The organism is Spirillospora sp. NPDC052242, assembly GCF_040679555.1.
In the GTDB taxonomy this organism is placed as follows: Bacteria; Actinomycetota; Actinomycetes; order Streptosporangiales; family Streptosporangiaceae; genus Spirillospora.
Genome location: NZ_JBFAUZ010000002.1, coordinates 248,983 through 275,713 on the forward strand (window position 1 = coordinate 248,983; position 26,731 = coordinate 275,713).

The 26,731-nt window shown below is 72.8% G+C and carries 20 protein-coding genes and 1 tRNA gene; 10 read left to right on the forward strand and 11 right to left on the reverse strand.

What is annotated here, in order from left to right; all coding sequences use genetic code 11:
* Nucleotide 1 precedes the first annotated feature (1 nt).
* A complete protein-coding gene (locus AB0L25_RS02980) occupies nt 2-763 on the reverse strand; it encodes a DUF2510 domain-containing protein (RefSeq protein ID WP_500168002.1) in 762 nt (253 codons plus the stop codon).
* 233 nt (nt 764-996) lie between these two features.
* Here AB0L25_RS02980 and AB0L25_RS02985 point away from each other — a divergent pair, with 233 nt between their 5' ends.
* The 4 genes from AB0L25_RS02985 to AB0L25_RS03000 all read left to right on the forward strand — a co-directional run bounded on the left by AB0L25_RS02985 (nt 997) and on the right by AB0L25_RS03000 (nt 4,467).
* Nucleotides 997-1,818, forward strand: coding sequence for a uracil-DNA glycosylase (locus AB0L25_RS02985; RefSeq protein ID WP_500168004.1), 822 nt, complete (start codon nt 997-999; stop codon nt 1,816-1,818).
* A gap of 138 nt (nt 1,819-1,956) precedes the next feature.
* Nucleotides 1,957-3,330 carry an NAD(P)/FAD-dependent oxidoreductase gene (locus tag AB0L25_RS02990; RefSeq protein WP_500168006.1) on the forward strand — a complete coding sequence of 458 codons (1,374 nt, stop codon included), beginning with the start codon at nt 1,957-1,959 and terminating at the stop codon, nt 3,328-3,330.
* Nucleotides 3,331-3,398: 68 nt separating this feature from the next.
* Nucleotides 3,399-3,471, forward strand: a tRNA-Leu gene (locus tag AB0L25_RS02995).
* 144 nt (nt 3,472-3,615) lie between these two features.
* Nucleotides 3,616-4,467 carry a Bax inhibitor-1/YccA family protein gene (locus AB0L25_RS03000; RefSeq protein ID WP_500168007.1) on the forward strand — a complete coding sequence of 284 codons (852 nt, stop codon included), beginning with the start codon at nt 3,616-3,618 and terminating at the stop codon, nt 4,465-4,467.
* 203 nt (nt 4,468-4,670) lie between these two features.
* Here AB0L25_RS03000 and AB0L25_RS03005 read toward each other — a convergent pair whose 3' ends face one another.
* The 3 genes from AB0L25_RS03005 to AB0L25_RS03015 form a co-directional block, all read right to left on the reverse strand.
* On the reverse strand, nt 4,671-4,898 hold the full coding sequence (locus AB0L25_RS03005; protein WP_500168009.1) for a DUF4287 domain-containing protein: 228 nt from the start codon (nt 4,896-4,898) through the stop codon (nt 4,671-4,673).
* Nucleotides 4,899-5,100: 202 nt separating this feature from the next.
* On the reverse strand, nt 5,101-6,321 hold the full coding sequence (locus AB0L25_RS03010) for an acetyl-CoA C-acetyltransferase (RefSeq protein WP_500168011.1): 1,221 nt from the start codon (nt 6,319-6,321) through the stop codon (nt 5,101-5,103).
* Nucleotides 6,322-6,527: 206 nt separating this feature from the next.
* A complete protein-coding gene (locus AB0L25_RS03015) occupies nt 6,528-7,601 on the reverse strand; it encodes an SGNH/GDSL hydrolase family protein (protein ID WP_500168013.1) in 1,074 nt (357 codons plus the stop codon).
* A gap of 185 nt (nt 7,602-7,786) precedes the next feature.
* On the opposite strand from AB0L25_RS03015, the gene AB0L25_RS03020 reads away from it, so the two are divergent.
* Complete coding sequence (locus AB0L25_RS03020) at nt 7,787-9,187, forward strand: cystathionine beta-synthase (protein WP_500168014.1); 1,401 nt, start codon at nt 7,787-7,789, stop codon at nt 9,185-9,187.
* A 147-nt stretch (nt 9,188-9,334) separates the two neighbouring features.
* Here the strand turns inward: AB0L25_RS03020 and AB0L25_RS03025 are convergent, their stop codons facing one another.
* Entirely contained in the window at nt 9,335-11,506 is a 2,172-nt protein-coding gene (locus tag AB0L25_RS03025; RefSeq protein WP_500168016.1) for an MMPL family transporter, read from the reverse strand.
* Between the two features lie 159 nt (nt 11,507-11,665).
* Between AB0L25_RS03025 and AB0L25_RS03030 the strand changes: the two genes are divergently transcribed.
* Both AB0L25_RS03030 and AB0L25_RS03035 read left to right on the forward strand, forming a co-directional pair.
* Complete coding sequence (locus tag AB0L25_RS03030) at nt 11,666-12,814, forward strand: cystathionine gamma-synthase (RefSeq protein WP_500168018.1); 1,149 nt, start codon at nt 11,666-11,668, stop codon at nt 12,812-12,814.
* 82 nt (nt 12,815-12,896) lie between these two features.
* Entirely contained in the window at nt 12,897-14,060 is a 1,164-nt protein-coding gene (locus AB0L25_RS03035) for an alpha/beta hydrolase (protein ID WP_500168021.1), read from the forward strand.
* A gap of 19 nt (nt 14,061-14,079) precedes the next feature.
* On the opposite strand, the gene AB0L25_RS03040 is transcribed toward AB0L25_RS03035, so the two are convergent.
* From AB0L25_RS03040 to AB0L25_RS03050, 3 genes are read right to left on the reverse strand one after another with little or no spacing between them, the layout of a single operon-like run.
* A complete protein-coding gene (locus AB0L25_RS03040) occupies nt 14,080-14,634 on the reverse strand; it encodes a hypothetical protein (protein ID WP_500168022.1) in 555 nt (184 codons plus the stop codon).
* A gap of 26 nt (nt 14,635-14,660) precedes the next feature.
* Nucleotides 14,661-16,709 carry a hypothetical protein gene (locus tag AB0L25_RS03045; protein WP_500168024.1) on the reverse strand — a complete coding sequence of 683 codons (2,049 nt, stop codon included), beginning with the start codon at nt 16,707-16,709 and terminating at the stop codon, nt 14,661-14,663.
* Nucleotides 16,710-16,733: 24 nt separating this feature from the next.
* Nucleotides 16,734-18,143, reverse strand: a complete 1,410-nt coding sequence (locus AB0L25_RS03050) for a sigma 54-interacting transcriptional regulator (RefSeq protein ID WP_500168026.1) — start codon at nt 18,141-18,143, stop codon at nt 16,734-16,736.
* A 999-nt stretch (nt 18,144-19,142) separates the two neighbouring features.
* Between AB0L25_RS03050 and AB0L25_RS03055 the strand changes: the two genes are divergently transcribed.
* From AB0L25_RS03055 to ilvA, 3 genes are read left to right on the forward strand one after another with little or no spacing between them, the layout of a single operon-like run.
* A complete protein-coding gene (locus tag AB0L25_RS03055) occupies nt 19,143-20,306 on the forward strand; it encodes an FIST signal transduction protein (protein WP_500168028.1) in 1,164 nt (387 codons plus the stop codon).
* Entirely contained in the window at nt 20,303-21,262 is a 960-nt protein-coding gene (locus tag AB0L25_RS03060) for an ROK family protein (RefSeq protein ID WP_500168030.1), read from the forward strand. Before AB0L25_RS03055 ends, AB0L25_RS03060 begins: the two co-directional genes overlap by 4 nt.
* 30 nt (nt 21,263-21,292) lie before the next feature.
* Nucleotides 21,293-22,501 (forward strand): threonine ammonia-lyase, encoded by a 1,209-nt coding sequence (ilvA, locus tag AB0L25_RS03065; protein WP_500168031.1) that lies wholly within the window; start codon nt 21,293-21,295, stop codon nt 22,499-22,501.
* Nucleotide 22,502: 1 nt separating this feature from the next.
* Here ilvA and AB0L25_RS03070 read toward each other — a convergent pair whose 3' ends face one another.
* From AB0L25_RS03070 to AB0L25_RS03080, 3 genes are all read right to left on the reverse strand, one after another.
* On the reverse strand, nt 22,503-23,924 hold the full coding sequence (locus AB0L25_RS03070) for a M1 family metallopeptidase (protein ID WP_500168033.1): 1,422 nt from the start codon (nt 23,922-23,924) through the stop codon (nt 22,503-22,505).
* 153 nt (nt 23,925-24,077) lie between these two features.
* Entirely contained in the window at nt 24,078-25,667 is a 1,590-nt protein-coding gene (locus AB0L25_RS03075) for a M1 family metallopeptidase (protein WP_500168096.1), read from the reverse strand.
* A gap of 66 nt (nt 25,668-25,733) precedes the next feature.
* The gene (locus AB0L25_RS03080; protein ID WP_500168035.1) at nt 25,734-26,645 is read right to left on the reverse strand and encodes an RDD family protein; all 912 of its coding nucleotides are present in this window, start codon (nt 26,643-26,645) and stop codon (nt 25,734-25,736) included.
* Between the last annotated feature and the right edge of the window lie 86 nt (nt 26,646-26,731).

Consider the following 26,731-nt stretch of genomic DNA (forward strand, 5'->3'; position numbering starts at 1 on the left):
GTCACCCCTTCAGCCGGTCGAGCAGCGCCGGGATGAGGACGGCGTTCGGGTTCTGCTGGGGCACGTAGAGGACGGCGTTGCGGCCGGTGGCCTGCCGGATCCAGACGCGGCCGCCGTCCACGACCGCGCCGGAGATCGCCGACCAGCCCAGTGACACCCGCGCGCCCCGCACCCCGCCGGGGTGGACGGTCAGGCCGTGCGCCACGTCGACCGACTCGCCCGCCCGGACGTGCTCGGCGAGCTGCGCGACGAGGCGGGGTTCGGCGCGCACCTGGCACAGCCGGATCAGCCGCCCCCACACCTCCTCCGGGCCGCCGACCGCGCCGGGCGCGTGCCGCGGGACGGTCGCCTCGTCCAGCACCACCTCGACGCGGGGCCCGCCGTGGAACGGGTGCCGGCCCACCTGGAAGATCCACTGCGCGGGACGTCCGGAGCCGTCCGCGCCGTCCGCCGCCCAGTAGGCGACCCATTCGACGTACTGCCAGATCAGGGACTCGTTGCCGAACGCGACGCCGTGGTCGTCGGCGCGCAGCCGCAGCCCGTGGACGACGACGTCGAGCGGCTGCTCGGCGGGCGGCGCCTGCCAGGAGCGGTCGGCGTGCGGGGCGGCGTGCACGGCGGCGCCGGACGGGTGGCGCCGGGGGAGCGGGGCGTGTCCGGGCGCCGCGGGTTCGGGGTTGAGGCGGTCGCTCCAGTTCCGGCCGTCCCACCAGCGCAGGCTGCCGGTCCCGTAGGGGTCCGGGTACCAGCCGGGTTGCGACAATGCAGACTCCGTTCGCAAGGACGACAAGGCGCCCGTTCTCCCCGATCGGCGAACGCATCGTACCGACGCGACCCCCGGTTCGGCGGCCGATGGTCGGAACCGGCCACGGCGAACACGGTCGGAACCGGCCACGGTGAACACGGTCGGAACCGGCCACGGCGAACACGGTCGGAACCGGCCACGGTGAACACGGTCGGAAGCGGCCACGGAACCGGCCGTGCGAGGATCGGGGCATGTCCACCGCCAACGCCCCGTTCGTCCCGCCCGGTTCCGGCTGGCCGGAGGACCCCGCGCGCCCGGACACGCCCGTGGCGCACGGCGCCGGCGAGGTGATCGAGCTGGCGGCGGGTTCCCCGGACCTGGACGAGCTGTGCGCGCGGCAGTCGGTGTGCCGGGCGTGCGAGCGGCTGGTGGAGTGGCGCGAGCAGGTGGCGGTGAAGCGCCGCCGGGCGTTCGCGGACGAGGAGTACTGGGGGCGCCCGGTGGCCGGGTGGGGCGATCCGGAGCCGCGCATCATGATCGTCGGGCTGGCCCCGGCGGCGCACGGCGGGAACCGCACCGGGCGGATCTTCACGGGGGACCGGTCGGGCGACTGGCTGTTCGCGTCGCTGCACCGGGTGGGGCTGGCGGCGCTGCCGACGAGCGTGCACGCGGGGGACGGGCAGCGACTGATCGGCGCGCGGATGGCGGCGACGGTCCGCTGCGCGCCGCCGGACAACAAGCCGACGCCGCTGGAGCGCACGACGTGCCTGCCGTGGCTGGCGCGGGAGGTCGAGGACGTCGCGGCGTCCGTCCGGTGCATCGTGTGCCTCGGCGGGTTCGCCTGGCAGGGGGTGTGGCCGGCGCTGAAGCAGGCGGGGTACGGGCTGCCGCGCCCGCGCCCGAAGTTCGGGCACGGCGCGGAGGTCGAGCTGGCGCCGCCGCCCGGGCATTCCCGCCGCGCGCCGGTGCTGCTGCTGGGGTGCTACCACCCGAGCCAGCAGAACACGTTCACGGGACGCGTCACGGAGGAGATGCTGGACGCCGTGTTCGTGCGCGCCCGCGACTACGAGTAGCCGCGGGCCCGTATTGGTGCGTTCCTCCCCGCAAGAGGCTTTTCGGTCGCTACATATCCTGAGATCGGGGAAGTAGTCGGAAAGCTGGCAATGGCGGAAGATGCGTGAGTCGGCGCCGAATGCGGGTACCGGCCCGGTATGCCTTCCGAGCGCACCGCGGATTCCGCGAAGCACATCGTGATCGTCGGCGGCGGGTACGTCGGCATGTACACGGCGCTGCGCCTGCAGCGGAAGCTGCGGGGCGAGCTGCGCCGTGGCGAAGTCGTCGTCACCGTCATCGACCCGCAGTCGTACATGACCTACCAGCCGTTCCTGCCCGAGGCGGCGGCCGGGAACCTGGAGCCCCGGCACGTCGTGGCGCCGCTGCGGCGGGTCCTGTCGCGCTGCCGGGTCGTCAACGGGTACGTGACGAAGATCGAGCACGCCAAGCGGCGCGTGACCCTCTGCCCGGCCGGGACGAGCACCGCGGGCGTCCCGGAGCGCCACGTGTACTACGACCGGCTCGTCCTCGCCCTCGGGTCGATCTCCAAGACGCTCCCGATCCCCGGCCTGGCCGAGTGCGGCATCGGGTTCAAGACCATCGAGGAGGCCATCTTCCTGCGCAACCACGTCATCCACCAGCTCGACATCGCCGAGTCCAACCCGGACGACGCGGAGGTGCGGCGGCGCGCGCTGACGTTCGTGTTCGTCGGCGCCGGGTTCGCGGGCGTGGAGGCGATGGCGGAGCTGGAGGACATGGCCCGCATCGCCTGCCGCTGGTACCCGCACATCGATCCGGCCGAGATGCGCTGGGTGATGGTCGAGGCCACCGACCGGATCCTGCCCGAGGTCGGCCCGGAGATGGGCCGCTGGACGGCGGACGCGCTGCGCGCGCGGGGCATCGAGGTGAAGCTGAACACGCTGCTGAAGTCGGCGCGGGGACGGCACATCGTGCTGAGCGACGGCGAGGAGTTCGACGCCGGCACGCTGGTGTGGACGGCGGGCGTGAAGCCGCATCCGGTCGTGGCGGACAGCGACCTGCCGCTCGACGACCGGGGCCGCGTGAAGGCCACCGCCGAGCTGACCGTGGACGGGGCCGAGCACGCCTACACCGCCGGCGACGACGCGGCCGTCCCGGACCTGACCGGCACCGGCGAGTTCACGGCGCCGAACGCGCAGCACGCCGTCCGGCAGGCCAAGCGGCTCGCCGACAACATCGTCGCGGACATGCGGGGCCGTCCGCGCAAGCCCTACCGGCACGCCTACGTCGGGTCGGTGGCCAGCCTCGGCCTGCACAAGGGCGTCGCGAACGTGTACGGGATCAAGCTGCGGGGATGGCCCGCGTGGCTCATGCACCGCACCTACCACCTGTCGCGGATGCCGACGATGAACCGCAAGTTCCGGATCACCGCGGACTGGACGCTCGCCATGTTCTTCCGCCGCGAGATGGTCTCGCTCGGCGAGCTGGAACGGCCGCACGAGGAGTTCGAGCTGGCCGCCGGGCGCCCGCAGGGGGTTCCGGCCTCGCACTGAGCGCCCGAGGCGCGCCGTACGGATTGTTTTCCACCGGGCGGCTCATGTGCTCCCGGTATGATTACGCCGCCCCTGTAGCCCAATGGCAGAGGCGGGCTCCCTAAAAGAGCTTTTGTGTCGGTTCGAATCCGACCAGGGGCATGGGCGACGGGCCGGCGTCCGGTGACGGGCGCCGGCCCGTCGTGCTCCCGCCACGCCGCTTTCGCCTTCACGTGATCAGACCTGGGGACGGCGGGTACTCCCCGTTTAGACTGAAGACCGGTTCGATCAACGTGGAGGCTCCGAATGGAGAGCAGGAACCCGGCGTTCCGGGGCCGTTCCTTCCAGAAACGCGCGGACGGCGCCGCGTACGGCGCGCCCGGGCACTACGGCGCGCCGGGCATGGAGCAGGGCCACGGCGCCCCCGGGTACGGCGGTTCCGGGTACGGCGTGCAGGCGCCGCCCGAGGCTCCGCCGGTCACCCGTCCGATGACCATCGACGACGTCGTCGTCCGCGGGTTCATGACGCTGGTCACCCTCATCGTCACCGGCGCGCTGGCCTGGGCGCTGGTGCCCGTGGACCTCTCGGTGCCGGTGATGGTCGTCGCGTTCGTCGCGATGATCGGCGTCTGGGCGTTCATCACGTTCGGCCGCAAGGCGAACGCGCCGATGGTGCTGGCGTTCGCCGCGCTCTACGGCGTCGCCGTCGGGATCATCAGCCACGCCTACAACGACGTGTACCACGGCGTGGTGCTCCAGGCCGTGATCGGGACGGCGCTCGCGTTCGGCGCGACGCTCGCCGCGTACGCGCTGCGGATCGTCCGGGTCACGCCGAAGTTCGTGCGGTTCGTCATCGCGGCGGGCGCGGCCCTCGTCGGGCTGATGCTGATCAACCTGGTGGTGTACGCGTTCGGCGGGGGCGACGGCATCGGCATCCGCGACCCCGACAACCCCCTCGCGTACGTGTTCAGCGTCGCCGCGATCCTGGTGGGCTGCTTCTTCCTGCTGCTGGACTTCGACTCCGTCGAGCAGGGCGTCCGGGCCGGCGCGCCGGAGAAGTTCGCCTGGTACTGCGCGTTCGGCCTCGTGCTGAGCCTCGTGTGGATCTACCTGGAGATCCTGCGGCTGCTGTCGTACTTCTACGCGTCCCGCGACTGACCTTCTACGCGTCCCGCGACTGACGCGGACGCCGCCCGCCGGACGTCCGTCCGCGGGCTCCCGCGCAAGAATCAGCCCCTCGCCGCTCCGGTGAGGGGCTGATTCGCGTGGGATCTCTGCGCCGGGGGCGCGACGGCTCGGGCGCCGCGCCTGCGGGGATGTTCCGTGGCGGGATCCCAGCGGGTTCGGGTGTGCCGGGCGCTTCAGTAGTGACGGGCGCGGCGGGCGCGCTCGTGCTCGCGCACCAGCGCGGCGGCGTAGCCGTGGGTGAGGTTGTGCTCCTCGGCCAGCCAGTTGCTGCGCTCCTCGCAGCGGGAGAACGACGGTCCGTTCTCGATCGCGGTGAACCACTCGGGAAGGTCACGTCCGGTGACTTGCGGGATGCGGGCTATGAGCTTGCTGTGCGTCTCCGGCGAGTGGTTCAGTGACAATTGGCACCTCCAGGTCGCGGGGCTCTTCCTGGCACTGTGCAACACCCGCCCGGATGTGACAAGACCCTAACGAGGACCTATCCGTTGCGTAACGTAGATCATTCATGACGATGACCTGCGGATGAACGAGCGAACGGCCCGTGCGGCGGGCGCTCCGGCGCCCCGCACGGGCCGTCCGGCCGTTCCGGGAGGGACGGACGGGTCAGGAGAGGCGCTCGAGCACCATCGCCATGCCCTGGCCGCCGCCGACGCACATCGTCTCCAGGCCGAACTGCTTGTCGTGGAACTTCAGGCTGTTCAGCAGCGTGGAGGTGATGCGGGCGCCGGTCATGCCGAACGGGTGGCCGACCGCGATCGCGCCGCCGTTGACGTTCAGCTTGTCGAGGTCGATGCCGAGGTCCTCGGCGGACGGCAGCACCTGCGCGGCGAACGCCTCGTTGATCTCGACGAGGTCGATGTCGCCGATCGTCATGCCGGCCTTGGCGAGCGCCTTGCGGGACGCCTCCACCGGGCCGAGGCCCATGATCTCGGGGGACAGGCCGGTGACGCCGGTCGACACGATCCGCGCGAGCGGGGTGATGCCGAGCTCGGCGGCCTTGGTGTCGCTCATGACGACGACCGCGGCGGCGCCGTCGTTCAGCGGGCAGCAGTTGCCCGCGGTGACCGTGCCGTCCGGCCGGAAGGACGGCTGGAGCTGCGACACCTTCTCGTAGGTGGTGCCGGCGCGGGGGCCGTCGTCCTTGGCGACGACGGTGCCGTCCGGCAGCGTCACCGGGGTGATGTCCTTCTCCCAGAAGCCGTTGGCGATGGCCTTCTCGGCGAGGTTCTGCGAGCGGACGCCGAACTCGTCCTGCGCCTGGCGGGTCACGCCGCGCAGCGACGCCACGTTCTCGGCCGTCTGCCCCATCGCGATGTAGACGTCCGGGATCTGGCCGTCCTCGCGCGGGTCGTGCCAGACGCCGGCGCCGCCCTCGGCGGCCTTGGCGGCGCGGGCCTGCGCGTCGGCGAACACGGGGTTCTGGGTGTCGGGCAGCCCGTCGCTGCTGCCCTTGGCGAAGCGGCTGACGGTCTCGACGCCGGCCGAGACGATCACGTCGGCCTCGCCCGCCTTGATCGCGTGCAGCGCCATCCGGGTGGTCTGCAGCGAGGACGAGCAGTAGCGGGTGATCGTGGCGCCGGGGACGTCGTCCCAGCCCAGCAGGACCGACACCACGCGGGCCATGTTGTAGCCCTGCTCGCCGCCGGGCAGGCCGCAGCCGAGCAGCAGGTCGTCGATCTGGGACGGCTGCAGCTGCGGGACCTTCGCCATCGCGGCGGTGATCATCTGGGCGGTGAGGTCGTCGGGACGGATGTCCTTCAGCGACCCCTTGAAGGCGCGGCCGATCGGCGAGCGAGCGGTCGCGACGATGACTGCCTCGGGCATGTGCGGGTCTCCTGTCTCGAGCGGCCGGTCGGCGAACCGGCGTCCCCTGCGGGGCGGTTGCGGCGGACGGTGTTACTCGCCGGTCATCGCAATCTAGCCCCACGTCCTCCGCCCGGTACACGGCGGGGGGCCGGGTATGTTGACGATGAGTCAAATAAGTGCTGACTTACTCCGATTCGCGCAATTCGTACCCCTCACATGCGCGTTCACGACGTTGCGGCGCCCGGTTCCGTCCGCGCGTCGGTCCGCGGGCCCGCCTCCGAGCCCGCGAGCGGCTCCGCGCCCGGCCCGGCGGACCGCCGCCGCAACAACCGGGCCCAGCGTCCCCGGGGACCCCGCTCGCGGCCCGCGACCGACGCGCCCGACACCTCGGTCCCGGCCCGCTCCGCCGCCGCGGCCGCCGCCAGGTACACCGGCAGCACCCCGTCGCCGATCCGCGTCTCCACCGGCCACGCCTCCAGATCGGGCTCCAGCCCCAGCGCCGACGCCAGCGACGGCAGCAGCGCCGCCGCCGCGGCCGCGTACCCCCGCGCCGACGGGTGGTACCGGTCCGCGCTGAACATCGCGTGCGGATCCGCCGCGAACTCCCGGCCGAGCAGGTCGCCGATCGACACCGACCGGCCGCCCCGCTCCACCACCGCGATCGTCTGCGCCGCCGCGAGCTGCCGGCTCGCCCGCCGCGCGATCCACCGCAGCGGCTGCATCAGCGGCTTCACCGACCCGAGGTCCGGGCAGGTGCCCGCCACCACCTGCGCGCCCGCCTCCCGCAGCCGCGCCACCGCCTCCGCCAGATGCCGGACGGACTCCGCCGCGGGCACCCGCGACGTGACGTCGTTCGCCCCCACCATGATCACCGCGAGGTCCGGGCGGACCTCCAGGGCGCGCTCCACCTGCCCGGCCAGCGCGTCCGACCGCGCGCCCGGCCGGGCCACGTTCGTCAGCCGCACCGGCCGTCCGGCCAGCTCCGCCAGCCCGCCCGCCAGCACCGCCGCGGGCGTCTCCGCCGGGGTGTGCACCCCGAGCCCCGCGGCCGTCGAGTCGCCCAGCACCACCAGCGACAGCGCCGGCGGCGCCGCGCCGCGCCCGGCCCGCCCGTACGCCTCGCCGTACAGGCCGTCCGCGACCGGCGGATCGCCGTTCGGCGTCGCCAGGATGATCTTTCTGGCGAGCCGCGCCTCCATCATGACCAGGGCGAACGTGGCGCCGCCCAGGGCCGTGATGCCCCCGCCCCCGTAGGCCGCCGCGGCCGCGATGCGGCGCGCCGTGAACGCTCTCAGCATGGCCCACTACCCTCCGTGCCCGCTGCATACCCGCCGCCCACCGTGTTGATGCCCACCCGAACCGATCTCGGCTAACGTCGGAAACGGAGATCTAACCGGGGCCGTACCAGGTCGTCCGCGCGAACCGTGGTCCGATCCGGCAGGCTGAACACCCGGACCGAACGCGGAACGACAAGGATGTCGCGGTGCACGTACACGATTCGCTGGTCGAGCTGATGGGCAACACCCCGCTCGTTCGGCTGCGCAAGGTGACCGAGGGCTTCACCGGCGCCGGGGGGCCGCAGGTCCTCGCCAAGGTGGAGTACTTCAACCCCGGAGGCTCGGTGAAGGACCGCATCGCGGTCCGCATGATCGACGCCGCGGAGGCGTCCGGGGAGCTGAAGCCCGGCGGGACGATCGTCGAGCCGACGTCCGGCAACACCGGCGTCGGGCTCGCCATCGTGGCGCAGGAGCGCGGCTACCGCTGCGTCTTCGTCTGCCCCGACAAGGTCGCCAAGGACAAGGTCGACGTGCTGCGCGCCTACGGCGCCGAGGTCGTGGTGTGCCCCACGGCCGTGAACCCCGAGCACCCCGACTCGTACTACTCGGTGTCGGACCGCCTCGCCGCCGAGATCCCGGGCGCCTGGAAGCCGAACCAGTACGCGAACCCGCAGAACCCGGCGTCCCACTACGCGACGACCGGGCCCGAGCTGTGGGAGCAGACCGAGGGCCGCATCACGCACTTCGTCGCGGGCATCGGCACCGGCGGCACGATCAGCGGCGCCGGGAAGTACCTCAAGGAGGTCTCCGGCGGGCGCGTGCAGGTGATCGGCGCCGACCCGGAGGGCTCGGTGTACTCCGGCGGCAGCGGCCGCCCCTACCTCACCGAGGGCGTCGGCGAGGACATCTGGCCCGACACCTACGACCGCGAGATCTGCGACCGGGTCATCGCCGTGTCCGACAAGGACTCGTTCGTCATGACCCGGCGGCTCGCCCGCGAGGAGGCCCTGCTCGTCGGCGGTTCCTGCGGCATGGCGGTCGTCGCCGCGCTGCGCGTCGCCGCCGAGGCCGACGACGACGCGGTGATCGTCGTCCTGCTCCCGGACGGCGGCCGCGGCTACCTCTCGAAGATCTTCAGCGACGAGTGGATGCACCAGCACGGCTTCAGCGAGGACCGCACCACCGAGCCCACCGTCGGGGACGTCCTGGCCCAGAAGACCGGCGAGGTCATCCCGAACTTCGTGCACATGCACCCGACCGAGACCGTCGGGGAGGCGGTGAAGGTCCTCCGGGAGTTCGGGGTGTCGCAGATGCCGGTGGTGTCGCCGGGCGCGGGCCACCCCGACGTGATGGCCGGCGAGGTGATCGGCGCGGTCGAGGAGCGGGTCCTCCTGCATGCCCTGTACGCCGACCACGCGGGCGCCGACGACCCGCTCGAGAAGCACATGAGCCCGCCGCTGCCGGTCGTCGGGTCGGGCGAGCCGGTCGCGCGGATGGTGTCCGTCCTCGAGAACCGGGACGCCGTGGTCGTCCTGGTCGACGGCAAGCCCACGGGCATCGTCACCCGCCAGGACGTCCTGGCCTACCTGGCCCCCTCCAGCGCCTGACCCGCGGCGCCGCCGCACCCCGGAGACGGGCGAGGCCCCCGGCTCTCGACGAGCCGGGGGCCTCGGTGTCACGAGGGTGCCGGGTTGCGGGGCGGTCCGTGGGCGGCATTTCCGACCGCCCCGCAACCCGGCGTCTGTGGGGCCCCGCTACGAGCGGGTCCCGGAGGGCGCGTACGCGTCCTCGACCGGGCCCGCCTCGCCGGACGGCGCGTCCTTCGGCGTCGCGCGTCCCGGCCACCAGGCGCGGTGGCCCAGCAGGGCGGTGATGCCCGGCACCAGGAAGATCGACATCACGAAGGCGGAGAGCGCGATGCCCAGCGCGATCGAGAAGCCCATCTGCTGGAGCATCGAGACGCTCGCCAGCAGCATCACCGAGAACGTCCCGGCCAGGATCAGGCCCGCCGCGGCGACCGTCGGGCCGCCGTGCTGGACGGCCAGCGCCGCGGCCTTGCGCGGTTCGTGGCCCTCCTTGGCCTCCTCGCGGAGCCGCGCGGTCATCAGGATGTTGTAGTCGGTCCCGATGGCCAGCACGAACAGGTAGAGCATGATCGGCAGGTGGAAGATCTCTCCCGGTTCGCCCAGGAGGCCCTGGAAGACGAACACCGCGGAGCCCAGCGTGGCGGCGAAGCCCAGGAGCACCGCCGGGACCAGGTACAGCGGCGCCACCACCGAGCGCAGCAGCAGGAGGAGGATCACCGCGATCAGCACCCCGGCGACCGGGAGGATCACCGACAGGTCGCGGTTGACGACCTTGTTGATGTCGGCGTAGATCGCGGCCTCACCGCCGACGTACACCTTGGTGCCCTCGGGCGCGATGTCGTGCACCGCCGGGTTGAGCTCGTCCTTCACCAGGTTGATCGACTCGTTGCTGACCGGGTTGCCGTTCAGCAGCAGGTTGACGCGGCCGACGGACGGGTTCTGGCCGAGCTCGGCGGGCGCGACGCCGCCGACGCCGGGCAGTGACTTGGCCTGCTGCCCGAAGGCGTTCAGTTCGGCCTTCGTGAGCGGCTGGCCGTCGGTGGACTGGACCATGACCTCCACGGGCCTGGTCTGGCCTGCCGGGAAGCCCTTCTGCATGTCCTTGATGGCCTGCGCGGACTCGGTGTCCTGCGGGAAGCTGGACTGGAAGTCGTAGTTGGACTTGAAGCCGAACACGCCGGTCGCCAGCGCGATCATCACGGCGGCCGCGGCCAGCGCGACGATCGCCGGGCGCTTGCCGACCAGCGCGCCGAGCTTGGCCGACACGGTGCCCTTCGGCTGCTTCTTCCACGCCTTGGACGGCCAGAACACCGCGGTGCCGAGGATCGACAGCAGCGCCGGGAACACCGTCAGCGACGTGATGCCCATGACGAGGACGCCGATGGCGAGCGACGGGCCCCACGCGGCGAAGATCCCGAACGACGCCAGCATCAGCACGACGAAAGTGGCGGCGATCGCGGCGGCCGCGGAGGTGATGACCTCGCCGACCCGCGTGACCGCCTGGATCAGCGCCTCCTTGCGCTCCACGCCCTGCCGCAGCAGCTCGCGGTAGCGGAAGAGGACGAACAGGTAGTAGTCGGCGCCGACGCCGAACAGCACGATCGTCAGGATGATCTGCAGGCTGTCGTCACCGGAGAAGTCGAGGACCTTCGAGGCGGCGCCGATCAGCCCCATCGACAACTGCTCGGTGACGATGATCACGATGATCGGCAGGATCGCGGCGATCGGTGCCCGGAAGATCAGCAGGATCAGTCCGATGATCAGTGCGAAGGTGGCGACCGTGATCAGCAGGAAGGACTGGGTGAAGGAGTCCTCGTTGTCGACGAACATCGCGACGTCGCCGCCGACCTTGGCCTCCAGCCCGCTGCCGAGGACTTCGGGCAGCTTCTCCCGGAGGTCCTTGATGGCCTGGCTCTGATCCTGGGCCTCCGCCCCGGTCGCCAGCTCCATCGGCACGTTGATCAACTGGATGCTCTTGTTCGGCGCGACCGCCTCCGGGCCGGTGACGAACCCGAGGACCGTCGGGTACTTCTCTTCCTTCAGCTCGGCCGTCAGCGCCTTGGTCGCCTCACCGATCTTGGTGCTGTCCTGCGGCGTGATCTTCCCGCCGTCGGTGCGCTGCACCACGATCAGCGAGCTGGCCTCGGCCTGCTGCGGGAACGCGTCGGACGCCAGCTCGGCGGCCTGGACGGACTCATATCCGGACGGCAGGAACTCGCCCTGGTCCGATTCGGTTGTCAGTTTGGGGGAGAAGGCGATGATGACGACTGCCGCCGCCAGCCAGGCCACGATCGTCCACCACGGGTGTCTCACGACGAAGCGTGCGAGCCCAGCGAACATGCGTCTTCCTTCGGTTCAGAGGGATGAGTGCGGATGCGTATCAAACGGTAGAGATCCGGCGCCTCGATGGGGTCACCCCGTGCGCCGAAATCGGAGCTGATACCTCGGGGGGACCCTCTCCTCCTTCAGGAGGGCAAGGCGGCGGATAGCCTCGTTCCCATGGACAACGACGTTCACCTGGGTTTCGAGACGGTGGCCATCCACGCCGGCCAGGAGCCGGACCCCGTCACCGGGGCGGTGGTGCCGCCGATTTACCAGGTCTCGACCTATAAGCAGGACGGTATCGGGGGGCTGCGCGGAGGCTACGAGTACTCCCGATCGGCCAACCCGACGCGTACTTCGCTGGAGGTATGCCTCGCCGAGATCGAGGGCGGCGTCCGCGGCCTGGCGTTCGCGTCCGGCCTCGCCGCCGAGGACGCGCTGCTGCGCACCGTCTGCCGTCCGGGCGACCACGTGATCATCCCGAACGACGCCTACGGCGGCACCTACCGGCTGTTCGCGAAGGTCGCCGAGCCGTGGGGCGTCACGTTCGACCCGGTGCCGCTCGGGGACGTCGCCGCGGTGCGCGCCGCCGTCCGCCCGGAAACGAAGATCATCTGGGTGGAGACGCCGACGAACCCGCTGCTCGGGGTGTCCGACATCGCGGTGCTCGCCTCGATCGCCCGGGACGCCGGCGCGCTCCTCGTCGTCGACAACACCTTCGCCTCGCCCTACCTGCAGCGCCCGCTGGAGCTCGGCGCCGACATCGTCGTGCACTCCACCACCAAGTACATCGGCGGCCACTCCGACGTCGTCGGCGGCGCGCTGATCGTCTCCGACCCCGGCCTCGGCGAGCGGCTCGCGTTCCACCAGAACGCGATGGGCGCCGTCGCCGGCCCCTTCGACGCCTGGCTGACGCTGCGCGGCATCAAGACCCTCGGCGTCCGCATGGACCGGCACTGCGCGAACGCCGAACGGGTCGTCGACATGCTCACGCGGCACCCGTCCGTCCGGCAGGTGCTCTACCCGGGGCTGCCCGACCACCCGGGGCACGAGATCGCCGCCAAGCAGATGAAGGGGTTCGGCGGCATGGTCTCCTTCCGGATGGAGTCGGAGGAGGCGGCCGTCCGCGTCTGCGAGCGGACGAAGCTGTTCACGCTCGGCGAGTCCCTCGGCGGCGTCGAATCGCTCATCGAGCACCCGGGCCGGATGACGCACGCGTCCGCGGCCGGATCGCCGCTGGAGGTGCCCGCCGACCTGGTGCGGCTGTCGGTCGGCATCGAGGACGCCGCCGACCTCCTCCGCGACCTCGAGGACGCGCTCGGCTGAACCAAACCACCCTTCCCGCGCGTACTTGATCAAAACCTCTTATGATGAGCGCGCCAGGTTTCCGTGTGCGAAGGGGTCCCGGGTGCGCAAGGCAGTGGTGTTCAGTGCGGCTCTCGCCGCGACGTGCGCGTCGGCCGTGGCCGTCCCCCTGACGGCGCAGGCCGCGCCGCCCGCACCGACGGCCTCGCCCGCGCCGACCACCCCCGCACCGGACGCCGGCACGGACGGCCCGTCGGGCGCGCCGACGGGCGCCCCGGCGGACGCGCCGACGACCCCGCAGGGCACCCCGTCCGACGCGGCCGACGGCACCGTCACCGCCAGCGCCGTCATGGTGACGCCCGAACTGCCGCGGACCGAGACCTACTCCTACGGGCCCGCGGAACGGCAGCAGGTCGACGCCTACTGGACGACCGCTGAGCGCGGCACCGCGCCGCGCCCGGCCGTCCTGGTCGTCCACGGCGGCTACTGGCTGCAGGGCGACAAGAGCGCCTGGGAGTACTTCGCGCGCCGCCTCGTCTCCGACGGCTACGTCGTCCTGTCGGCGAACTACCGGCTCGCGCCCGCCGCGCAGTGGCCCGCGCAGCGGACCGACGTGCTGTCGGCGCTGAACTTCCTCAAGACCAACGCCGCCCGCTGGAACGCCGACCCCGAGCGCGTCGTGGTGATCGGCTCGTCCTCCGGCGGGCACCTCGCCACCCAGCTCGGCACGTACGGCGACGGCGGCGAGCGGGTCCGCGGCGTGATCGCGCTGTCGCCGCCGAACGACCCGGAACTCGCCTACACCGACGGCGGCGCGGCCACCGCGAACCCCCAGCAGCGCAAGCTGCGCCGCGCCGTCATCGACCTGCTCGGCTGCGACCCGGCCGACGCCGTCGCCGGGTCGCGCTGCTGGAAGCTCCTCGAGGACAGCAAGTCCGCGAGCCACGTCGGCGCCGAGGACGTCCCGATGCTGTTCATGCACGGGACGAGCGAGTTCGTGCCGGTCACCGAGAGCCGCGGCCTGGCGACCGCGCTGCGCGCCGCCGGGATCGAGGCGACGATCAAGACGGTCGAGGGGTCCGCGCACGCCGCCGCGCTGCTGAACCACCCCGACACCTACCCGACGATCACCGAGTGGCTCGGCGAGCGCCTCGCCCAGGCGACGTCCGGCGGCGGCACCGGCCGGGAGGACGACGAGGGCGGCGAGCACGACTCCCCGGTCGAGCTGCCGAGCGCCCTCCCGACCCAGCGCGCCACCGACGACTGACCGCGCCGCCGGGCGCCGGTCAGCCGTTCCAGACCATCAGCACGAGGATCACCAGCCAGATCAGCGCGATGACCCCGGACAGCGCCGCGATCCGGCCGCGCTCCACCTGCGCGACGTCCGCCCCGGGCGCGGCGGCGGCCTCCGCGCGCTCGGCCTTCGCGTCCTTCGCCCGCTCCTCGCCGTCGGCGGTCTCGCCGGGCGCGGTCTCGCCGGGTGCGGGGGCGGACGCGCCGGCCGGGACGGCCGCGGCACCGGCCGTCTCCAGCAGGTGCACCGCCCGCCGCTGGTCGCGGTCCACGATCAGCAGCAGCACCAGCGCCACGATGAACAGCGTCATGGACGCCGACAGCCACATCTGGTCGAACCGCCCGTTCGCCAGGAACATCCCGAACAGGAAGATGCCCAGGCACGCCACGCCGTAGATCTGCGTGGTCCGGTTCAGGTACCGCACGACCGACGTGTTGCCCTTGCGGATGTAGCGCGGCGTGGACATCGTCGCGGCGGTCAGCGGCCCCAGCGTGAAGATCGCGAAGCCGATGTGCAGGATCAGCAGCAGGTGGTCGGAAGTCGACATGACGCCGACCCTAGCCCCCGCGGGCGCTACCCGCGCCCTCGCCGCACCCGCAGGTAGTCGCTCACCACGTACTCGCCGAGCCGCTGCGCGTCCGGCGCGAAGACGCGGCCGCCGTTGCGGCGCGCGACCTCCTCCACGAACGACACCAGCCGCCGGTCGTCGGCCAGCATGAAGAAGTTCATCCCGGCGCCGCGCCGCGTCATCTTGTCGACCTCCGCGAGCGTCAGCACCAGCGTCTCGGTGGACGGCGGGTAGTCGAACAGCGAACGCCCGTCCGGGCGCAGGTGCGCGGTCGGCTCGCCGTCGGTCACGACGAGCACGATCGGCTCGAAGTCGGGGTGCCGGTCCAGATGGCGGCCCGCGATCATCAGCGCGTGGTGCAGGTTCGTGCCCTGCACCATGTCCCAGTCGAGCCCGGCCATCTCCGTCGGGTGCAGGGTCCGCGCGTAGTTCGAGAAGCCGATGATCTGGATGGCGTCCTGCGGAAACTTGCTGGTCACGAGCGTGTGCAGGGCGAGCGTCGTCTGCTTGGCCGCCGCCCACGTCCCGCGCAGCACCATCGAGTACGACAGGTCGACCAGCAGGCAGACGGCCGCGCCCGTGCGCCGCTCCGTCTCGTGGACCTCGAAGTCGTCCACGCCCAGCCGGACGGGACGCGGCCCCGGCACCCTGTCACCGGGCAGGACGTCCGCGCGCGCGCCGTTCGCGGACGGATCGGCGGCCTCCGCGGGCTCGACGACCCGCGCGACGGGCCCCGCCATCGCGCTGCGCCGCACCGCGTTGCTCACCGTCCGGACGACGTCGAGGGGCTGCTCGTCCCCGAACCGCCACGGGCGGCTCGACCCGGTCAGCTCGCCCGCCTGCCCGGCGTCGCGCTGGTCATGGTCGCCCGGCCGGCCCGACGCGAGCTGCGAGAACACCCGCCGCAGCGCCGTCTCGCCCAGCCGCCGCACCGCCTTCGGCGTCAGCTCCAGCTTGCCGCGGTTGCGGCGCAGGTAGCCCTGCCGTTCCAGCTCCGCCTCGATCCGCCGGAGCGCCTGCAGGTCGTCCACCGCACGGCGGCCGAGCGCCCGCCGGACGGCGTCCTCGTCGATGTCGTCCAGCCGCGCGCCCGGGTAATCCTGCCCCAGCGCGGCCTCCAGCTCGGCGAGGTCGGCCAGCTCCGCCAGCGCGGACGTCGCGTCGCCCATGCCCAGCGGGTCGTCGCCCGTCATCTGCTCGGCGCCGCCCCACCCGAGGTCGGGACGGCGGGTGCGCAGCGCGTCGCCCAGCCGCGTCATCTCCATCGCGAGGCCAGCGTCCTTCATGACCTCGTCCATCAGCCCGGCCAGCTCCGCCCGCTGCTCGGGGCTGAGCGACGCCAGCAGCCGGTCCATCGCGGCGGCGCGCCGGGCGAGCGCGTCCACCAGCTCCTCGAGGTTCTCCGGACGGTCGGGGAAGAACTCCCCGTACTCGTCCATGAAGCGGTCGAAGTCCTCCTGGGTGTGCTCGCCCCGGGCGTCCTTCTCGAGCATCCCGTTCAGCGCGGACATCATGTCCTTGACCCGCTGCATCTGCGCCGGGTCCTGGCTCTGCAGGGCCTGCTTCATCCCCTGGAACTGCGCGTCGAGCACCTCGCTGCGCAGCAGGTCCTTCAGCTTCTCGAACGTCGCCCGCGCCGCGTCCGACCTCCACTCGTAGTTCGACAGGCGCCGCACGGCCTGCGACGTGTCGTCCGGCAGCGCGTCCAGCTCGGCCTCGCGCAGCCGCGCGTCGTCACCCGGGTCGGGGAACAGCTCGGCGCGCTCCTGCCCGATCGCGGTGTCGAGCAGCGCCCGCGCCTGCTCCAGGGTGCCGTCCAGCCGGCCCCGGTCGCGCAGCGCGCGCCGCCGCTCCCGGACCTCGCGGAGCAGATCGTCCAGCCCGCGCCCGTCCCGGCCCGGCAGCCCGCGGCGCAGCAGGTCGCGCAGGGCGTCGCCCGGCCGCGTCCCGTCCAGCACCGCGTCGCCCACGGCGTCGAGGGCGTCGCGGACGTCGTAGGGCGGGGCGAGCGGATCGGGCCCGTCCTCGTACGCGCCGTACCGGTATCGGCTCACAGTGGCGCCCCCAATCGGTGGCCCTCAGGTGCGGTAGGTGGACGTCCCGTCGGCCGCGTCCTTCGACAGCCGCCGGGTCAGGAACAGCCCCTCCAGGGCGAACTCCAGCGCGGCCGCCGCCTGCCCGGGGGACTCCCCGGACATGCCCAGCCGCTCCATCATCCGCGCCAGCCCGGGGACCTGCCCGACGCGGCGCAGCAGCTCCGACGCCGGCACCAGCTCGCCCGACTCCACGCTGTCGCCCGCGTCGAACTTGTCCAGCAGCCCGCTCAGGTCGGCGGCGCCGAGCGTCCGCCGGTAGGTCTCGGCGACGGCCCGCCGCAGCAGGTGCTCCAGCACCTCCTGCTCGCGGCCCTCCTCGCTGACCTCGAACTCCACCTTGCCGAGCAGCGCGGGCACCACCGCGGGCAGGTCGCACACCCGTGCGACGGCGCGCTCCTCGCCGGTCAGCGCCGCCCGCCGCACCGCGCCCGCCGCGACCGTCTCGGCCCCCGCCAGCGCGAACCGCGCCGACACGCCGGACCGCGCGTCGACCGCCGTCGACTCCCGCACCAGCCGGGTGAACCGCCCGATCACCTCCACGAGATGGTCGGGCACCTCGGCGGGCACCCCGCCGAGGTCGGCGAACTCCGACTCCTGCCGGATGAGCGCCAGCTCGGCGTCCAGCTCCAGCGGGTAGTGGGTGCGGATCTCCGCGCCGAACCGGTCCTTCAGCGGCGTGATGATCCGGCCGCGGTTGGTGTAGTCCTCGGGGTTGGCGCTCGCGACCAGCAGCACGTCCAGCGGCAGCCGCAGCGCGTAGCCGCGGATCTGGACGTCCCGCTCCTCGAGCACGTTGAGCAGCGCGACCTGGATCCGCTCCGCCAGGTCGGGCAGCTCGTTGATGGAGAACACGCCCCGGTTCGTCCGGGGCACGAGCCCGAAGTGCACGGTCTCCGGGTCGCCGAGCGTCCGCCCCTCGGCGACCTTGATCGGGTCGACGTCGCCGATGAGGTCGCCGACGCTGGTGTCGGGCGTCGCGAGCTTCTCCCCGTACCGCTCGTCCCGGTGCTTCCACGCCACCGGCAGCGAGTCCCCGAGCTCGTCGGCGAGCCTGCGGCAGCGCACGCACACCGGCGCGTACGGATGGTCGTTGATCTCGCATCCGGCGACGACCGGCGTCCACTCGTCCAGCAGGCCGGCCAGGGTGCGGATCAACCGCGTCTTGCCCTGGCCGCGCTCGCCCAGCAGCACCAGGTCGTGCCCGGCGAGCAGCGCCCGTTCCAGATGGGGGAGGACGGTCTCGTCGAATCCGAGGATCCCGGGGAACCGCGGCTCGCCCGATCTCAGCCGGTCGAGCAGGTTGTGGCGGATCTCGGCCTTCACCGAACGCTGGACGTGACCGCCGTTGCGCAGCTCGCCCACCGTGGTCTCGCGGGGTGTGGATGCACGCACGAGATCGACACTACGCGATCTGTCCGGGGGAGCGACCCCCCGGAACCCCCCGGATTGTCGCGGGACGATCCTCGCGTGCTGTTGCAAGCGATCGGGCTCTGTTCAGGTGTCGTACGCACGCTCCGGTCGTCCCGCTCCGCGCGCTACTTATTGGGGGGCGACCCCCCAAACCCCCCGGGAGTCGCGGGACGATCCTCGCGTGCTGTTGCAAGCGATCGGGCTCCGTGCGGGGTGTCGTACGCACGCTCCGGTCGCCCCGCTCCGCGCGCCGGACGGTCCTCGCGCCCGCCTGCAAGGCCCGTGTTCCGTCGGGCCGTCGCCGAGGCGCTGCGGTCGCCCGCCGCGTGAACCACACGAGCCTGCGAGGTGACGCCCCCGCCCCTGCAAACTTTTGCGTGCCATGCGATACGGCGGGTGCAGGCGGGTGCAGGCGGGTGCAGGCGGGTGCAGGCGGGTGCAGGCGGGTGCAGGCGGGTGTAGGCGGGTGCAGGCGGTGGTGTGCCTTTGTGGTGGGCGGTCGTTGTGCTCGGTTGCGAGGCCTGTGTTCTGTTCGGCCTTTGCCGGGGCGCTGTGGTGACCCGGCAATCCGGAGTTCGGGGGGCGGGGTGTCGTGTCTCGTGGGAGGGGCTATCGGTGCATGGCGTCGCGATGTCCGGATCTCTCGCGGTAATGGTCTGCGACGGGTTGCATGATGGTCGTTGGGGCAGGGACCCTGGCTCGGGCGCGCTGCGCGCGGCCGTAGGGCGCCCGGCGCCCGGAGGTCGCGCGGAGCGCCGGTGACGGCGACCGGAGCGTGCGTGCGAGTGCCGCGCGCGATTCGGGCCTTGCACAGCACGCGAGGATCGTCGTCACCGTGACGGGGGTTCCAGGGGGTCGCCCCCCTGGGTAAACACGAGACCCGTCGTCTTGCACGTAGCACGTGCACCCCCTGGGCTAACAGCGTCGTTCGGGGGGAGACTGGGAGGGTGAAGCGAGCCCGAAACACGAGGAGGCGGCGCCATGGCTCGATTCGGTGATGGGCTGGCGGTCGGCCCGGATCTGTCCAGTGCCGCCGTGACGGCGGTGGAGGAGGCGCTCGCGCCGCTCAGTGCCGCGCCGGACCTGGTCTGCGTGTTCATCAGCGGGGACGATCCGGACGAGATCGAGGCGGCGGCGCACGGGGCGGCGCTGGCGGCGGGGCCCGCGGTGATGATCGGGTGCAGCGGCGCCGGGGTCATCGGCGCCGGGCGCGGCGTGGAGGAGGCGGGTGCGGTGAGCGCGTGGGCGGCGGTGCTGCCCGGCGCGCGGATCGACCCGTTCCGTCTCGAGACGCTGCGGTCCGACGACCGGCTGATCGTCGTCGGGATGCCCGAGGGGCAGGACGACGACGTGGTGGGGGTGCTGCTCACGGATCCCTACAGCTTCCCCGTGGACGCGTTCGTCGAGCGTTCGGACGACGCCCTGCCGGGGCTGCCGCTGGTCGGCGGGCTCGCGGAGGGCACCGGACCGGGGACGGTGCGGTTGTTCGTGGACGGCGAGGTCCACTCCGACGGGGCCGTCGGGGTGGTGATCGGCGGGTCGGTGGCGGCGGCGACGCTGGTCAGCCAGGGGGCGCGGCCGATCGGGCCGGACATGGTGGTGACCCGTGCGGAGGAGAACGTCCTCTACGAGCTGGCGGGCACCCCGGCGCTGGAGAAGCTCGAGGAGATCGTCGTGGGGCTGCCCGAGGACGAGCAGGAGATGGCGGGCCGCGGGCTGCTGATCGGTGTCGCGATGGACGAGTACGCCGACGAGCACGAGCACGGCGACTTCCTCGTGCGCGGGGTGGTCGGGGCCGACACCGAGAACGGCGCGATCGCGATCGGGGACGTCGTCGACGTGGGCCGCACGGTCCGGTTCCAGGTGCGGGACGCGGGCGCCGCGGAGGAGGACCTCGCGGCGCTGCTGGAGCGGTTCGACATGGCGCCGGTCGAGGGCGCGCTGCTGTTCTCCTGCAACGGGAGGGGGAAGGCGATGTTCGCCGACTCCGACCACGACGCGAAGGTGCTGGACCGGGCGTTCGGGCCCGCGGGCGTCGGCGGGTTCTTCGCGGCCGGGGAGATCGGGCCGGTGTCGGGGCGCAACCACGTGCACGGGTTCACGGCGTCGATCCTGGCGTTCGGCCGCGCGGGGGACCACGCGTGACCGACTCGGTGACCCGTCCGGTGCTCGCGATCGACATCGGCGGGACGAAGCTCGCCGCGGCGCTCGTCGGGGAGGGCGGGCGGATCGTCGCCTACGACCGGGCCCCGACGCCGAACGAGCCGGGCCGCGACGCCGAGGACCTGTGGCGGGCGCTCGACGCGCTCCTCGACAAGGTCGTCGCGGAGGGCGGCGCGCCCGCCCTCGCGGGCGTCGGGGTGGGGTGCGGCGGGCCGATGACGTGGCCCGCGGCGGAGGTGTCGCCGCTGAACATCCCCGCGTGGCGGGGGTTCCCGCTGCGCGAGCGGCTCCGCGAGCGGCATCCGGGCCTGCCCGTCCGGGTGCACAACGACGCGATCTGCGTCGCGATCGGCGAGCACTGGCTCGGCGCGGGCCGCGGGCGCGCGAACGTGCTGGGCATGGTGGTGTCCACGGGCGTCGGCGGGGGGCTGATCCTCGGCGGCCGGCTCGTCGACGGCGCCGGCGGCAACGCGGGGCACATCGGGCACGTGATCGTCGACCCGGACGGCCCGCCGTGCGGCTGCGGCGGCCGCGGATGCCTGGAGGCGATCGCGCGGGGCCCCGGCCTGGTGGCGTGGGCCCGCGAGCAGGGCTGGCGTTCGGGGGCGCCCGGTGTGACGGGCGTCGAGCTGGCCGCGGACGCGCGGGACGGCGAGCCGGTCGCGGTCGCGGCGATGCGGCGGGCCGGACGGGCCCTCGGCATCGCGATCGCGTCCGCGACGCACCTGTGCGACCTCGAGGTCGTGGCGATCGGCGGCGGCGTCTCGCAGGCCGGGCCGCTGCTGTTCGACCCGCTGCGGGAGGCGTTCGACGCGCACGCCCGGATGGAGTTCGCGCGCCGCCTGGAGATCGTCCCGGCGGCGCTCGGGCAGCCCGCGGGCCTCATCGGCGCCGCCGCGCTGATCTTCGCCCCCGGCCGTTACTGGAACGCGCGCTGAGCCGTTACCGGGCCGTGGGAAGATCGGCGCATGGCTCCCGTGACCCTCGATGACGTCCGCGCCGCCCGGGATCTGCTCGCCGACGTGATCGTCCCGACGCCGCTGATCCGGTCCCGGGCGCTGTCCGAGGCGATCGGCGGCCCGGTGCTGCTGAAGTGCGAGAACGTGCAGCGCACCGGCTCGTTCAAGATCCGCGGCGCGTTCGTGCGGATCGCGCGGCTCAGCGATGCCGAGCGGGCCCGCGGCGTCGTCGCGGCCAGCGCGGGCAACCACGCGCAGGGCGTGGCGCTCGCGGCGTCCATCCTCGGCTGCCGGGCGACGGTGTTCATGCCGGAGGGCGCGCCGCTGCCGAAGGTCGCCGCGACCCGCGGCTACGGCGCCGAGGTGATCTTCCCGGGCCCGACCGTGGACGACTGCCTCGTCGCGGCCGACACCTACGCCAAGGAGCACGGCGCGATCCTGATCCACCCGTTCGACCACCAGGACGTCGTCGCCGGCCAGGCCACGATCGGCCTGGAGATCCTGGAGCAGTGCCCGGACGTCCGGACGGTCGTCGGGCCGGTCGGGGGCGGCGGGCTGATGGCGGGGGTCGCCGCCGCCATCAAGGCCGTGGAGAAGGACGTCAAGGTGGTTGGGGCGCAGGCGAAGCGCGCGGCGGCGTTCCCGCCGTCGCTGGCCGCCGGGCGCCCCATGCGGATCGAGACGCAGGCGACGATGGCGGACGGCATCGCCGTGGGCCGCCCGGGCGACCTCACCTACGAGCTGTTCACCGAGCTGGTCGACGCCGTCGTGACGGTGTCGGAGGAGTCGATCTCGCAGGCGCTGCTGCTGTGCCTGGAGCGGGCGAAGCAGGTCGTCGAACCGGCCGGGGCGGCGGGCGTCGCGGCGCTGCTCGAACACTCCTACGCCGTCCGGACGCCGGTGGTGGTGCTGCTGTCGGGCGGCAACATCGACCCGCTGCTGCTGTCGAAGGTGCTGCGGCACGGCCTCGCCGGCGCGGGCCGCTACCTGGTCGTGCGGTGCCGCCTCAAGGACCGTCCCGGCGCCCTGGTGACGCTGCTCGGCGAGCTGGCGGAGCTGGGCGTCAACGTGCTGGACGTGATGCACGAGCGGATGGCCGCGCGTCTCCACGTGGAGGAGGCCGAGGTCCTCATGCACCTGGAGACGCGCGGCGCCGACCACTCCGAGGACGTGATCGGCCACCTCCGCGAGAAGGGCTACACCATCACCCTGAGCTGACCTACAGCTCGGGCTTGCCCGTCGAGTACAGCCAGGTCTTCGCCCACGCGCCGAGGTCCTCGCCGGAGATCCGCTCGGCGAACCGGACGAAGTCCTCGGTGGAGGCGTTGCGGCCCTCGTGGGCGGACGGCCACGCCTTCAGGAACCGGAAGAAGTCGCGGTCGCCGATCGCCGCGCGCAGCATGTGGACGGCCATCGCGCCCCGGTCGTACACGGCGCCGTGGAAGATGTTGTCGCGGCCCGGGTCGGACACGACGGGCGTCCACAGGTCGTCGTCCGCGGGGGTGGCGTACACCTCGTCGAACGACTTCTGGACGGGCTTGTTCTCGAACTTCTCCGCGTACAGCCACTCGGAGTACGTCGCGAGGCCCTCGTTCATCCAGATGTCGGCCCAGCGTTCCGGCGTCACCGAGTCGCCGAACCACTGGTGGGCCTGCTCGTGCGCGACGAGCCCGCCGCTCGGGATCGCGCCCGGACGGTGCCCGAGGTCGTACACCGGGCGTCCCTGCGTCTCCAGCGCGTACCCGAAGCCGCCCTTGACGACGATCCCGCCGGTCGACCGGAACGGGTACCGCCCGTACATCGTCGACTGGAAGTCGAGGACGTCGCCGGTCATGTCGTGGAACTTCTTCGCGTTCTCCGGCGAGACGCCCTGCCGCTCGTCGGTCGCCGTCAGGTTCGGGACGCCCCGGTCCGTGCGGCCCTTGAGCACGTCGTACCGTCCGATCGCGAGCATCGACAGCTCGCTCGCCATCGGCGCCCGCATGTCCCAGCGGGTCGTGGTCTTCCCGTGGCGCGTCCAGGTGCCGCGCAGGTCGCCGTTCGACAGCGTCGTGAGGTCCTTCGGCGCCGTCAGCGTGAAGGTGTAGGTCGCCTTGTCGGTCGGGTGGTCGTTCACCGGGTAGACCGTCGCGGCGCCGAACGGCTGGTTCACCATCACGGCGCCGTCCGTCGTGGGGATCCAGCCGGACGTGCCGAGCGCCGGGTCGTTGATCGTCTGCGGGACGCCCGCGTACACGACCGTCACCGTGAAGGTCCGGTTCCGCCGCAGGCCGCGGTCCGGGGTGATCTCGAGTTCCTGCGCGCCCGTCCGCGCGAACTTCGCGTCCCGGCCGTCCACCTTCAGCGAGGAGATCTTCAGCGGGCCGAGGAAGTCGAGGTTGAACCGGGACAGGTTCTGCGTGGCCTTCGCCCGGATCCGGGCGACCGCCTCGATCCCCTTCGTCGCCGGGTCGTACTCCAGCCGCACGTCGTAGTGCCGGGCGTCGTAGCCGCCGTTGCCCATGTCGGGGAAGTACGGGTCGCCCGCGCCGGGCGCGCCGGGGGCGAACCGGGCGTCGGCGCCCGCGGGCACCGCCGTCACCAGGACCGCCGCCGCGGCGCCCAGCGTCACCGCCGTCACGGCTCTGTGCGCTCTGCTCATGGACCTCGCCTTCCTTCGACGCCACTGTCGCGATCAAGAATTTCCTCGCGGGGGCGCCGGATCAAGCGCGGGACGATCTCAACTTGCGATCATCACGGCCGGGAAAGGCCAAGGTCGGGTCGGGGGCGGGCCGCCCGGGGGACGGCCGCCGGGTCAGCGCGGCGGCCGGCCGCGCTCGTAGAGCCACGCCTGGAAGAGGGAGTCGAGCTGCTTGCCGGAGACCCGCTCCGCCGTCTCGACGAACTGCGGCGTCGTGACGTTCGCGTTCTTCTTCTCCTTCGTCCACGTCTTGAGGATCTCGAAGAACGCGGCATCGCCGACCTCGGTGCGCAGCGCGTGCAGCGTCATCGCGCCCCGGTCGTACACGGACCGGTGGAACATGTCCTTGCGGCCGGGGTCGCCGGGCGGGACGCCCCACAGTTCGTCCCCGCCGGTCTCGTACAGCCGGTCGAACTGCTCCTGCAGCGTCGGGCCGCCGGACCGCTCGCCCCAGATCCACTCCGCGTAGGTGGCGAAGCCCTCGTTCAGCCAGATGTCCTTCCACTGCGTGACGCTGACGCTGTCGCCGAACCACTGGTGCGCCAGCTCGTGCGCGATGAGCGTCGGCGTCACGCCGTACGCCCCGTACACCGGCCGGGTCTGGGTCTCCAGCGCGAACCCGACGGACGCGTTGTCGACGATCCCGCCCGACGACGCAAACGGGTACGGCCCGAACAGCTTCGAGAACTCCTCGGTGACCCGCGTGTTCTCGCGGTGGAAGGCGTCCAGGCTCGTCGACGTGGACGGGTCCGCGGCGGAGATCACCGGGACGCCCGACGCGGTGCTGCCGTTGCGGAACGCGAACTCGCCGACCGTCACCGTCGCCAGGTAGGTCGCCATCGGGTTCTCGACGTGCCACTTCGACGTCGTGGTGGCGCGCGCGCCGATCGGGCTGACCGCCGGTCCCGGCGCGCCGCCCGGCCCCTGGGGCTCTTCGGGCGTCCCGGGGTCCGGTTCCGGCCCGCCGGGGGTCGTCCCCGGCGGCGTGCCGGGCTCCCCGCCGCCGGGGATCCCGCCGCCCGGCAGCGACTCGGGGACGCCGTTCGCGACCGCCGCCAGGCCCGCCGGCACGGTGATCTCGAAGTCGAACAGGGCCTTGTCGGACGGGTGGTCGTTGCTCGGGAACCAGGTCTGCGCGCCGCTCGGCTGGCACGCGACGAACACGCCGTCGGGCGTGCGGATCCACCCGTACGTGCCGAGGATCGGGTCGTTCACCGGCTCCGGCGTCCCCGAGTAGGCGACGACCGTGGTGAACTCCGCGCCCTTCTCCAGCGGCTCGGCCGGCGTGACCTCCAGCTCGCCCTGGGCCCGCTGCGTCCGCGCGGGCGCGCCGTTCACCGTGACCTCACCGACCTTCAGGTCGGTGAGGTCGAGGTTGAAGCGGGCGAGCCGCGCGGTCGCCTTCGCGGTGATCGTCGCGGTCCCGGACAGCTGCTCGGCGGCGTCCGGCATGATCGTCAGCTTCAGCCCGTAGTGCCGGACGTCGTACCCGCCGTTCCCGTCGCCCGGGACGTACGGGTCCCCGGCGGTCGTGGGCCCCGCCGGGCCGGTCGCTGCGGCGCCCGGCGCCCGTTCGGGGTCGTCCCCGCCCGGGAGCTGGCACGCGGTCAGGGTCCCGGCGGCGGCCAGGGCGGCCACCCCCGCGACGCCCCGGATTGCGGCGCGCGCGCCTGGACGACGGGGGCTGCGGTCGTGTCCGGCCATGTTCACGCCGTCCAGCCTGCCCGGACGGGACGCGCCCGGCAACTCGGATACCTCCGGAAACGGCCGTCAGCGCATGGCATAGGGGTTCGGCGCCTGCGGATCCGCCTTGACGACGACCGTCCGGGCGATCTTGTCGTGCAGCGCCTGCTTGCGCCGGTCCCACAGGATCCACAGGACGTCGATGAACCCGATGCACCCGCAGATCCCGCCGAGCACGCTGTAGAACGCCGACCGCGCCGCCGCCTGGCTCGTCGCGACCGGCCCGCCGTCCTCCTCCCGCACGACCCGGATCCGCAGGAGCATTTTCCCGAGCGTCTGCCCCCACTTGGCGTGCATGAGCCAGAAGTAGAGGAAGCCCACGATGATGGCGATCAGGTTCGTCCACACCTGCATGCCGTTGTAGGCGTACTCGCCGGGCTCGGGATCGACGACGGTGTCCCAGTTGACGAACGGCAGCGAGATCAGCCCGGAGATGATCGACAGGACGATGAGGTCGATGATGCCCGCCCCGAGCCGCGCCCATCGGCTCGCCAGCCCGGCCGACGGGTCGATGTACTCGTTGTGCCCGCCGCCGTATCCGGGAAGCCCGCCGTGCTGCTGCCCGCCGTACGGACCGCCCCCGTAGGACCCCGGGTACGGCGGAGGCTGCTCCCCGTACCCCTGCTGCCCGTATCCGGGCTGCCCGTACCCGGACTGGCCGTATCCGGGCTGGCCGTACTGCTCCTGCCCGTAGCCCTGTTGGCCGTATCCGGGTTGGCCGTATCCCGGTTCCCCGTACCCGGGCTGGCCCTGGCCGGGCTGCCCCTGGCCCCCCTGGCCCCCCTGTCCGGGCTGGTCGGGGCGGTCGGGGCCGGGGCGGGGCTCGCCGGGCCGGTCGGGCGGGGGCGGTCCGTGCCCCTGCCCCTGGGGCCGCTGCTCGGGCGGCGGCCAGTCCTCCGGTTCTCCCCCGGAGCCGGGGTCGTTCGGCCGATGCGTCATGACGTTGACCTGGGCCGAGGCGGCCCCCTCCAAACGTGGCCGCGTCCGGGGGGCCGGAATGTTTACCGGTCGCTGAGCAAAGGTTG